Annotated in this window: 8 protein-coding genes; 7 read left to right on the top strand and 1 reads right to left on the bottom strand. The window is 46.5% G+C overall.

Features of this window, described 5'->3' with window-relative positions; all coding sequences use genetic code 11:
• Positions 1-45: 45 nt before the first annotated feature.
• Positions 46-1,374 carry an anaerobic C4-dicarboxylate transporter gene (locus AB4185_RS08335; protein WP_010432780.1) on the bottom strand — a complete coding sequence of 443 codons (1,329 nt, stop codon included), beginning with the start codon at positions 1,372-1,374 and terminating at the stop codon, positions 46-48.
• 411 nt (positions 1,375-1,785) lie between these two features.
• Between AB4185_RS08335 and AB4185_RS08330 the strand changes: the two genes are divergently transcribed.
• The 7 genes from AB4185_RS08330 to xdhB all read left to right on the top strand — a co-directional run bounded on the left by AB4185_RS08330 (position 1,786) and on the right by xdhB (position 9,784).
• Positions 1,786-2,445 (top strand): HAD family phosphatase, encoded by a 660-nt coding sequence (locus AB4185_RS08330; RefSeq protein ID WP_017064987.1) that lies wholly within the window; start codon positions 1,786-1,788, stop codon positions 2,443-2,445.
• Between the two features lie 185 nt (positions 2,446-2,630).
• Complete coding sequence (locus AB4185_RS08325; protein WP_372135324.1) at positions 2,631-3,257, top strand: HD domain-containing protein; 627 nt, start codon at positions 2,631-2,633, stop codon at positions 3,255-3,257.
• Between the two features lie 56 nt (positions 3,258-3,313).
• Positions 3,314-3,811: a GNAT family N-acetyltransferase gene (locus tag AB4185_RS08320; protein ID WP_372135323.1), complete on the top strand. Its 498-nt coding sequence runs from the start codon at positions 3,314-3,316 to the stop codon at positions 3,809-3,811.
• Between the two features lie 89 nt (positions 3,812-3,900).
• Positions 3,901-4,587, top strand: coding sequence for a DNA-3-methyladenine glycosylase I (locus AB4185_RS08315; protein WP_372135322.1), 687 nt, complete (start codon positions 3,901-3,903; stop codon positions 4,585-4,587).
• Between the two features lie 194 nt (positions 4,588-4,781).
• Entirely contained in the window at positions 4,782-5,516 is a 735-nt protein-coding gene (locus tag AB4185_RS08310) for a GntR family transcriptional regulator (protein WP_065106896.1), read from the top strand.
• A gap of 424 nt (positions 5,517-5,940) precedes the next feature.
• The gene (xdhA, locus tag AB4185_RS08305; protein WP_032544988.1) at positions 5,941-7,386 is read left to right on the top strand and encodes a xanthine dehydrogenase small subunit; all 1,446 of its coding nucleotides are present in this window, start codon (positions 5,941-5,943) and stop codon (positions 7,384-7,386) included.
• Positions 7,379-9,784 (top strand): xanthine dehydrogenase molybdopterin binding subunit, encoded by a 2,406-nt coding sequence (gene xdhB / locus AB4185_RS08300; RefSeq protein WP_372135321.1) that lies wholly within the window; start codon positions 7,379-7,381, stop codon positions 9,782-9,784. Before xdhA ends, xdhB begins: the two co-directional genes overlap by 8 nt.
• The last annotated feature ends 1 nt before the right edge of the window (position 9,785 follow it).

Below are 9,785 nucleotides of genomic sequence, written 5' to 3'. Positions count from 1 at the left end.
GTTTTTGTTTAATCTGTCTTAGCTATCTCAAAGAAAGCTAATACATTAAGCGATAAAAATCTGTGCCAGTGCGTAGCCTAAGCAACATGCGCCTACTACACCGATTAAACCCACCGACATGAATGAATGGTTGAAGTACCACTTACCAATCTTGGTGGTGCCAGAGACATCGAAGTTCACCGTTGCGATATCTGATGGGTAGTTCGGGATGAAGAAGTAGCCGTAAACTGCTGGCATTAAGCCGATCAACAAGGCTGGGTCTAGTCCTAAGCCAAGGCCAACAGGTAGCATCATACGCGCAGTAGCGGCTTGAGAGTTCACCACAACCGATACGATGAATAGCGCTAGTGCGAACGTCCATGGGTAGTTGGTCACCATTTCCACGATGCCAGACTTGAACTGAGGCATTGCGTATTGGAAGTAGGTATCCGACATCCAAGCGATACCGAAGATCGCAATCGCCGCCACCATTCCCGATTTGAATACCACACCGTTTGGCACATCTCGCGGGTCAGTTTTGGTCGCCAGCAAAATGATACCGCCGAAGCAGAGCATCATCATTTGGATGATCACCGACATCTTGATTGGCTTGTCGCCGTCAACGATGGTTCTGATTTCAGGCACCATCGCCACGATAACAATCACCACAATCGACAATAGGAAAATCAAAACCGCATTACGAGCCGAGGTTGGCAGCACTTCATCCAAAGACGTCGCAGTAGTGCTTTCGATACGCTTTTTCCACTCAGGATCTTTTAGACGAGCTTGGTATTCAGGATCGTCGTTCAGTTCTTTGCCGCGTTTCAGGCTGTACAAAGAAAGCAAAAACGTACCAAACAGCGTTGCAGGCACCGTCACCATCAAAATGGAAAGCAGTGTAATAGAGTGTTGAATATCAGAAAGCTGCGCGAGGTAGTACACCACAGCGGCTGAAATTGGTGATGCGGTAATAGCTAGTTGAGACGCGACAGACGCAGCTGCCATTGGACGCTCAGGACGAATCCCGTTCTTCAGTGCGACATCGCCAATGATCGGCATGATAGAGTAAACCGCGTGGCCAGTACCCAATAGGAAAGTCATCGAGTAAGTCACGAACGGAGCTATCAGGGTAACGCGTTTCGGGTTCTTTCTTAGCACCCTTTCCGCCACTTGCAGCATGTATTTCAAGCCACCTGCCGCTTCGAGAATCGAAGCACAAGTAACCACGGCGAGGATGATCAGCATTACGGTGACAGGTGGAGAGGTTGGTGGCATCTTGAAGACAAACACCTCGATAACCAAACCAATACCCGAAACAACACCTAAGCCAATACCGCCATACCGAGATCCGATATAAAGTACGACTAATAAAAATAGAAACTCAAAATACAACATAAGCAACCCTGCTAAAAATATGGACTAATGATATTTTGTCTCTAAGCTCAGCCATTTACTTATTGCTTGGTCACACTATCATTAAAGGCTACCGCAAATTGTTTTTTATAAGATTATGGTCACGCTAACAAGCCTGTAAGTTTATGAAATGTAATAAGAAGCCAGACGCACAAGCTAGATTTGTTATGTGGAATAATCATAATTGTTTCTGTTAGATCTGGATGGCCTATAAAATATCAGGCTCATAACTGAACGATATTATTTCAACCACAACCAATCACATTTAAAGTCATGCAGAAGCATATTGCCGAGCCGATTGGATATATTCTTACTGAACGTTGACTCGCCTATCACTAGACACTATGTCAAAATACCCGCCCTCACGATGACAACACATAAAGAACCACGGATATGAATTTTCAAGCTGCTATTTTTGATATGGATGGACTGCTGCTCGACACCGAGCGACTTTGTATGCAGGTATTTGAAGAAGCATGTCACGCGCAAGGTGTTCCGTTTTTGCAGGATGTTTACCTAGGCATCATTGGCTGTAACGCAAAAACCATCGAACAGATTTTTCGAAACGGTTACGGTGAAGGGCTAGATTACCCAGCGCTGAATAATGAATGGCGCACCCGCTACAGTGCAATTGTTAAAAACCAAGCAATCCCAGTAAAAGATGGCGTGATTGAACTGCTTGAATGGCTAAAATCGAATGACATTCCAATCGCGGTAGCGACCTCCACTCAGCTTGATATCGCAAAGAAGAAGCTCGAGCTGGCTGGCCTAGATTCGTACTTCACCTCACTAAGCACAGGCTGCGAAGTGACTCACGGCAAGCCTCACCCAGAGATCTACTTACTCGCGGCAGAACGCTTAGGTGTTGCACCTGAAACCTGCCTAGCGTTTGAAGACTCAAACAACGGTATTCGTGCATCAATGGCAGCGAACATGATCAGCTTCCAAATTCCAGATTTGGTTGAGCCTTGCGAAGAAGTTAAAGCGCTTGGTCACACGATCAGCCCGTCACTGCATCATGTATTGGCGCAGCTTCAACAAGCCACTGCATAAGCTCTGATTACCGTTAATAGCGCTTTAATCAACACAGAATAACCTTTCTATTAAGCCGACTCACTGAGTCGGTTTTTTTGTGGGTATTCCTTTTATAAAAGATAAAAAATCGCGCTAGAAACTGTTACAGTCGATGTGAAACGATGGAAATCGAGAAGCAATATTGATAATGGAGAAAGAGACGCGTGAAGGAAAAGTTTGAAGACCAACTGCTTGATTTTGCACAACGAGAAATGACACAAGATGCAGCACACGACATTAGCCACATTAAGCGCGTAGCCAAAACCGCTAAGGCTTTGTGTGCTCAAGAACAGGCTAAGCTTGAAGTCGTTTTACCCGCCGCTTACCTTCATGATTGTTTCACCTTTCCTAAGAACCATCCAGACAGAGCCAAAAGCTCGCAAATGGCAGCAGACAAGGCGATCTCTTTCCTCAAATCTATCGACTATCCCGCGTCCTATCTTGATGAGATCCATCATGCGATTGTCACTCACAGTTACAGCGCCAACATCACTCCAGAAACCTTGGAAGCTCAAATCGTCCAAGATGCTGATCGCCTAGACTCTCTCGGTGCGATTGGCATTGCACGCTGTCTGTACGTGGGGCAGAGCTTTAACGCAGAACTCTATAACCACGAAGACCCGTTCGCCAAGCAACGTGACTTGGATGATAAGCATTACAGCGTCGACCACTTCTACGTGAAGCTGTTTAAGCTCGCTGAAACCATGAATACAGAATCCGCTAAGTTAGAAGCCAACAAGCGCACCGACTACATGCGTGGCTTTCTTGAGCAGTTGGGCGCGGAAGTTTAGCGGTTTAGAGTTAGCAGCTTAGAAAAAGAGACTCGCGATAAGGAAGAGACAAGGATATGGAAATAAACCGCTTTAAAGCCTCCGATGCCAATGAGATCGTCACTTGGTTCACATCACTCGAAGACTATGTACTGTGGGGCGGACGAACCTTTGGTTGGCCGTTAGAAGCCGCCTCCATCATTGAACGTTCTCAAGAGCCCCATGTCGAGCTTTACACATTCTCCACATCTAGCACTAACTCGAATGCTAATGACTTGCTCGGTTTTATGGAGTTTCAACGTATGTCAGACAGTGAACTTCGTTTCTGCCGAGTTGCGATTCACCCAAACCAACGAGGCAAAGGGCTTGGGCAATCAATGATAGAAAGTGCATTAGACGCCGCGAAACAAATACCTGATGTCACCACCATCAGCTTAGCGGTATTTCAGCAGAATATCGGAGCAAAACGTTGCTACGACAAAGCTGGCTTTCAAGTGGTCGACAAAGAACCCAAGTTCAAAGAATTCAATGGCAAAACCTGGCCCTTGTATCAGATGGAATTAAAGCTCTGCTAGTTTGTTTTGATCAACAAACTGGTTTTAATTGCTAGATTCAACCCCATATCATTAAGCATTGGCTACACAGATGTAATTTGGAACCTTCAATGACCCAAGAAAAATTCGATACTATTTACCAACGTGCAGCTCACCGCAAAGGCGGAGCGGCCGAACTCGAAAAAATTATTCGTGCGCCCCTTTCACAAGCCGAGCTATCACAAATCACCGACGATCGTTGGCTAGCCGCCTTTACTGAAAAAGTATTCCAGTGTGGTATTTCATGGAATGTAGTGAGGAAGAAATGGCCGCAATTTGAAGAAGTGTTCTTTGAATTCAATATCGAAAAAATGCTGATGCTGCCGAATGAAATGTGGGAACAAAAAGCGCAAGACCCGCGCATTATTCGCCACCTCACTAAGGTGATGACCATCCCTGCCAATGCCACCATGATCCACAATGCTAAGCGTGAGGCGGATTCCTTCTCACAAATGGTTGCCGACTGGCCATCAGAACGTATCACTGAACTTTGGGATTATCTGAAGAAACACGGCAAGCGATTAGGTGGTAACACAGGTGCTTACACCTTGCGCCAAATGGGAAAAGACACGTTTATCTTATCTTCTGACGTTGAAGCGCACCTGCGCAGCACAGATGTGATTGATAGCGGTCGTAACACCAAACGAGCACAAGTCGCGGCAAGTAAGGCTTTCAACGAGTGGCAGCAGCAATCAGGTCGTACCCTGAGCGAAATAAGCCAGATCGTCGCCTACAGCTGTGGCGATAATCGCGTCTAGTTTTAGGGCGAATGACTTAAAGCTCAAGATTGCACACAGTTCCCTGCAAACTAAATGTTATAAGTCATTAACAAATAAGCGTACATCGCACTTTCAGCCAGTGGCATTGTATAGATAAGTGTATACAATGTAAGGTAACACTCACGAATCATGCTCAACCCACCCTACTCGACTAAACAAGGGCCCTTATCTCTATGACAGCTCTCAAAAACTCTGTCTCCAAAGGTATAAATACAAAAGTATCAGGCCAGACTCAAGACGATGTTGTTTACTGCCATATCTTCGACGCGATACTAGAACAAAGGCTGCCACCAGCCACCAAATTAAGCGAAGAAGCCCTCGCAGAAATCTTTGGCGTTAGCCGTACTATTATCCGTCGTGCCTTACTACGACTCTCTTTGGAGCAAGTTGTGGTGATCCGCCCTAACCGAGGAGCTGTGATTGCGGCTCCAACAGTAGACGAAGCCAAACAGATATTTAAAGCACGTGAAGTAATGGAAATTGCTATCACCGAGCTAGCCGTTAAAAACGCGACCAAAGCTCAAATCGAAGAGTGCAGAAAATTGGTCGCGAAAGAGAACAGTGCTTTCGACCAAGGTGATTACGGCTCTGGCTTACGTTTGTCTGGAGAGTTCCACATCAAACTGGCTGAAATGGCCGAAAACGCTCCACTGCTGGCTTTCCAACGCAGTTTAGTATCGCAAACCTCACTGCTGATCGCTCAATACGAAACGGGCAACCACTCAAACTGTTCTTTAGACGAACACTCCGGCTTACTGGATGCAATAGAGTCAGGCAACGAACAACAAGCCGTCGAGTTGATGCAAGAACATCTAAGCCATATTCGTTCTAAACTCAACCTAGACAGCAGCACAGCTTCTAGTGATCTACATGTGGTATTCTCCGATCTGCTTAAGAAGAAATCATAGTCCTTTAAACAACAATTTTTATAAATCGACAGAAGTGAACCAATTGTGTTCACTTCTCTTCTTTATACCTGAATCCCTCTTTTTACCTTATAAAATCAACGCAGCTTTGCCCGGAAATTTTGCTCTCTATTACCTCAACACTTGAGAAAAGTTGAATAGTAACGATACTTCACATCACAAAAACTCCTCTTAATTTGTATACATAGTCAAAATTCAACCTTCACCAAAAAACTTCTAAATAACCAGTCAAGTCCATATAAAACAAGTCACTACAATAGAAACTAAATTGTACACAATCCACCAAAGCGCCATATTGTTGCGTTTTTGTAAATAAATAGTTGACCCTTAGGTCAGGATGGATAATTATTGACCTAGAAGTCAAAAAGAATACACATGGAAATATGTCGATTTACAAGGAGGTCTCTTGATTACTTTTTTGCTCAATCAGGAAATAAGACGTGAAGATAATCTGTCGCCAAATATGACAGTGCTCAACTACCTTCGTACCAAAGTTAATAAAACGGGTACAAAAGAAGGTTGTGGGTCGGGTGACTGTGGTGCATGTACGGTAGTTCTGGGTGAAGTGGTTAATGGACAGCTGCAATACCGCTCGGTGAACTCTTGCCTAACTTTCGTTTCAGCGCTGCATGGCAAGCAACTGATCACAGTAGAAGATCTACAAAACCGAGATCGCTCTTTGCACCCAGTACAGAAGGCGGTGGTAGATTTTCACGGTTCACAGTGTGGTTACTGCACACCGGGCTTCATCATGTCGATGTTTGCACTAGGCAAGAACAAACCCGATGCAAGTAAAGAAGACGTCATGGAATCACTGGCGGGTAACTTATGTCGCTGTACTGGCTACCGACCAATTGTTGATGCTGCGATGTCACTTTCAACAGACCAGCCTTTGATCGACCAATTTGCTGAGCTTGAACGCAACACCATCAAGAAGCTAGAAAGTATTCAAGACACCGAAGCCAACTTACGCCTTGGTCACCTCACCGCTTTTTCCCCGAAAAGCACCGATGAACTGGCCAAGCTTTTTCAAGCGCATCCGAACGCTAAGCTGGTTGCTGGCGGTACGGATTTAGCACTGGAAGTGACGCAATTCCATCGCGAGATTGAAACACTGATCAGCGTGAACCTTGTTGAAGACATGAAGGTATGTGAAGAGACCGACACCGATTTAATCATTGGTGCCAACCTGCCTATCAGTGATTCTTACTCACTACTGAAAAAGCACTACCCAGATTTTGGTGAACTGTTGCATCGCTTTGCTTCACTGCAAGTACGCAACCAAGGCACCATCGGCGGCAATGTAGCCAATGCTTCACCTATCGGTGACACCCCTCCTCTGCTGATTGCCCTGAACGCGAAGATCAAACTTCGTTGCGGTGACGAGTCTCGCACAATGCCGATTGAAGATTACTTCATCAGCTACAAAGTGACAGCGCAGAAAGAGAGTGAGTTCATTGAACAGATCATCATTCCTAAAACAAGCAACGACAGCTTTCGAGCTTACAAACTGTCTAAACGTTTAGACGATGACATCTCTGCGGTGTGTGGTGCGTTTGATATTCAAATCGAAGATGGCAAGGTTTCTTACGCTCGTATCGCCTTCGGTGGTATGGCTGCAACACCTAAGCGCGCGGCGCGTTGTGAAAATACGTTATTAGGTAAACCGTGGACAGACGCTAATATTAAGTTAGCGATGCAGGAACTGTATAACGACTTTGAGCCGCTATCTGATTTCCGTGCCAGCCAAGAATACCGTTCATTGTCGGCGGCCAATATGTTGCGCCGTTACTTCATTGAACGACAGAACAAAAACAACCAAATCGAAACAAGGGTAACGTCTTATGTCTAAATCAAATTCCTCTGGTCACAAGAGCAATGCGATGACCCACGAAGAGATGGTTACCATTGCAAAACAAGACCTAAAAACTGGCGTAGGTAAAAGCGTTAAACACGACAGTGCAGCCAAGCAAGTCACAGGCGAAGCGGTGTACATTGATGATCGCCTAGAGTTCCCGAATCAGCTGCACGTATACGCACGCCTAAGCACGCAAGCGCACGCCAACATCACCAAAATAGACCTATCTCCGTGTTACGAATTCGAAGGCGTGGCGATTGCCATTCAAGCCAAGGACGTACCGGGTGAACTGGATATCGGTGCCATCCTACCGGGTGACCCACTGCTCGCTGATGGCAAAGTAGAATACTACGGCCAACCTGTGATTGCCGTGGCAGCCAACGATTTAGAGACGGCACGCAAAGCCGCACATGCAGCCATTATTGAATACGAAGAGCTACCCGCCATTCTTGATGTAAAAGAAGCGCTAGAGAAAGAGCACTTCGTAACAGAAAGCCACACTCAACAACGTGGTGACTCGAAAGCCGCGCTGGCAAAAGCGAAACATGTGATCTCAGGTGATCTAGAGATCGGCGGCCAAGAGCACTTCTACCTAGAAACTCAAATCAGTAGCGTGATGCCAACCGAAGATGGCGGCATGATCGTCTACACCTCGACCCAAAACCCGACAGAAGTTCAAAAACTGGTTGCGGAAGTGATTGGTGTACCAATGCACAAAGTCGTGATTGATATGCGTCGTATGGGTGGTGGTTTCGGTGGTAAAGAGACTCAAGCAGCCTCTCCAGCGTGTATGGCTGCGGTTATTGCTCACCTTACAGGCCGACCTACAAAAATGCGTTTGCTGCGCAGTGAAGACATGCAGCAAACCGGTAAACGCCACCCGTTCTACAATCAATATACGGTCGGTTTTGACGACAACGGTGTGATTCAAGGTGCCGACATTACCGTTGCAGGTAACTGTGGTTACTCACCAGACTTATCAAGTTCTATTGTCGACCGCGCGATGTTCCACTCAGACAACGCTTATTATCTAGGCGATGCAACTGTGGTCGGTCATCGATGCAAAACCAATACCGCATCGAACACCGCTTACCGTGGCTTTGGTGGCCCGCAAGGCATGATGACCATCGAGCACATCATGGACAAGATTGCGCGTTACCTGAAAAAAGATCCTTTGGAAGTACGTAAGGCGAACTACTACGGCGAAGAAGGCCGTAACGTGACCCATTACTACCAAACCGTTGAAGACAACTTTTTACCTGAGATAACCGAACAGCTTGAACGCAGCAGTGACTATCACGCACGTCGTAAAGAAATCGCTGAGTTCAACAGGCAGAGCCCTATCTTGAAGAAAGGCCTTGCTATCACACCAGTGAAATTCGGCATCTCGTTTACTGCGACTTTCTTGAACCAAGCAGGTGCGCTCATCCATATCTACACCGATGGCAGTATTCATTTGAATCACGGTGGTACGGAAATGGGGCAAGGCTTGAACATCAAAGTGGCACAAATCGTTGCACAGGAGTTCCAAGTCGATGTCGAACGTATCCAGATCACCGCTACAAACACAGACAAAGTTCCGAACACATCACCAACCGCAGCCTCATCGGGCGCCGACCTCAACGGTAAGGCCGCGCAAAACGCCGCAATAACCATTAAGCAGCGCCTGATCGACTTCGCTTCTTCGCACTTCAAAGTGTGGCCTGAAGAAGTGGTGTTTAAAAACGGCATGGTGCAGATCCGCGATGAGATCATGACCTTCAACTCATTTGTTGAACTGGCTTGGTTCAACCAAATCTCGCTATCAAGCACTGGCTTCTATCGCACTCCGAAGATCTATTACGATCACGAGAAGGCGCGTGGTCGTCCGTTCTACTACTACGCCTATGGTGCTTCTTGTTCAGAAGTCATCATCGATACCCTGACTGGCGAGAACAAGATTCTGCGTGTCGATATTCTGCATGACGTAGGCGCTTCATTGAACCCGGCGATTGATATCGGCCAAGTCGAAGGTGGCTTTGTACAAGGTGTCGGTTGGTTAACAACGGAAGAGTTGGTGTGGAACCAGCAAGGCCGCTTGATGACCAATGGCCCTGCAAGTTACAAGATCCCTGCGATTGCTGATATGCCAATTGATTTCAGAACGCACCTTTTAGAAAACCGTAACAACCCAGAAGACACCGTCTTCAACTCGAAAGCCGTGGGTGAACCGCCTTTCATGTTGGGTATGTCGGTATGGAGCGCACTGAAAGACGCCATTAGCTATGTCGCCGTCGATGGCGCGATTCCTAAGCTCAACACACCTGCAACGCCAGAGCGTATTTTGATGGCGATTCAGGAAGTCTCTGAAACAGCCCCGACTTCGGTCGATGCTCAATCAGAAACGGCTTAGA

Source organism: Vibrio sp. 10N.286.48.F5, assembly GCF_041469785.1.
In the GTDB taxonomy this organism is placed as follows: domain Bacteria; phylum Pseudomonadota; class Gammaproteobacteria; order Enterobacterales; family Vibrionaceae; genus Vibrio; species Vibrio crassostreae_C.
The sequence above is the reverse complement of the archived record's forward strand: the minus strand, read 5'-3'. Positions and strand labels throughout refer to the sequence as shown.